Origin of the sequence: Microcoleus sp. Pol7_B2 (assembly GCF_036701035.1) — a bacterium.
Taxonomy (GTDB): domain Bacteria; phylum Cyanobacteriota; class Cyanobacteriia; order Cyanobacteriales; family Microcoleaceae; genus Microcoleus.
This window is the reverse complement of sequence record NZ_JAUBQB010000183.1, coordinates 1-1,833: the sequence shown is the minus strand read 5'-3', so window position 1 is coordinate 1,833 and position 1,833 is coordinate 1. Positions and strand designations below refer to the sequence as shown.

Here is a 1,833-nt window from a genome sequence, read left to right as displayed (position 1 = left end):
AATATCGCGATCGCAGGTTCAGTTTTTTTAGGCGCTGCAAACAGCATTCAAGCAGCATCCATTACTTCAAATGGCGGAGATCTTGCGCTGGTAGCGTCCGGGGACATCGCAGCGGAAAACCTGGATACTTCGACTTTAACGGGCAATGCCGGCAATATTACCATCTACAGCACCGGGGGAAGCATCAATACGAGCGCCAGCACCTTGAACGCTTCCTCGATAGTCGGTAACGGTGGGTCAGTTTTCCTATATGGGACAAACGCGATCGCCGCCGGTGGAATTACAACCTCTAGCTTCCTTGGAAACGGAGGCGGCGTCACCCTTTATTCAGAAGGCAACATCAGTTTGGGCAACATCAACACTAGCGGAATCAAGGCAGGTGAGATCAGCTTCATTAGCAATCCACCAACTCCTTTCCCGGTGTCACCTCCCCCGCAGCCACCAGAACTACCCGGGGTCATACCTTCCCCGGTGCCAGCACCATCACCTGCCCCGCTGCCACCAGAACCACCAGCGCTCATCGTCCCGCCGCCACCGAACCTACCTGAGTCTGCCCCGCTGCCACCAGAACCACCAGCGCTCATCGTCCCGCCGCCACCAGAACCACGAGCGATCATATCTCCCCTGCCGTCACCAGCAGCACCAGCAGCAGCACCATCGCTGCCACCAGAACCACCAGGGGTCATAGCTTCCCCGGTGCCACCAGAATCACCAGCACCATCTGGCATTCAGTTCCCTGAACTCGCATCTCTAAACAATGGCTTAGTAAGCCTGACACCGAGTGCCATTCAGTGCTTAACTGAGGAACAATTATTGGAGCAGCAGGCAGGAGTACCCCTCCAAACTGTGCCGAAAGACTACAGCAAAGCGATCGCCTGCTACCAGCAGAATTTAGAGCTGGCGAGACTCTCCCGCGATGACGCTAGGGAAGGCTATGCGCTCAACAATCTAGGCACAACTTACTACGCAATTGGAGATTATGAAAAAGCAATTTCTTACCAGCAGCAGCGCTTAGCACAAGCGGAATCCAGGGCCGATTTATTGGGAAAGGGACAAGCTTTTATTGGTTTGGGAGCTGCTTACGGCGCGATTGGCAATTATAAAAAAGCAATCGAATACTACGAGCAAAGTTTGGAAGTAGCGCATTCCCTAAAATCGGCTGATTTAGAAGCGAGTGTCCTAAGAAATTTGGGATTACTTTACTATGCCCAAAAAGAGTATAAAAAGGCAGTTGAATATCAAGAGCAAAGTTTAGCGATCGCCAAGCAGCAGCGCGATCGCCGAGGCGAAGCTCTTGCTTTGAGTAATTTAGGATTAGTACACTATTCCCTGACTAATTATCCCGAAGCAATTGATGAGCAGAAACAAAGTTTAGCGCTCGCCTTAGAACTGCGCGATCGTTTCGTTCAAGGTCGCGCTTTAGAAAATTTAGGAATTGCTTACTACGCGGTCAAAAATTATAGTCAAGCGATTGAGTCTTACCAACAAAGTTTAGCCATTGCCAGAGAACTAAGCGATCGCCACGCCGAAGGCCGCGCACTTAGCAATTTAGGTGACGCTTTATACAAAGCAAAGCAACCAGCAGAAGCTATCAAAGCTTTATTTTCAGCCCTTGAAATTTGGGAATCTCTGCGGTCAAGTTTAAAAAATAACGACCTCAATTTAATTTCAATTTTTGAAACCCAAGAAACAAGTTATAGTATGTTACAAGAAGTGCTTGCCAATCAAAATCAGCATAAGGAAGCGCTAGAAATAGCAGAGCGGGGACGGGCGCAAGCTTTTGTGAGATTATTGACCAACCGTTTTTCTTCCCAGTCAGCACAGGCTACCCTA

1 protein-coding gene is annotated in these 1,833 nt (G+C 49.5%); it reads left to right on the top strand.

The window, feature by feature from the left end:
- Positions 1-1,833: tetratricopeptide repeat protein (locus tag QUA57_RS28420; RefSeq protein WP_333065133.1), on the top strand; the 1,833-nt coding region annotated here is incomplete at both ends.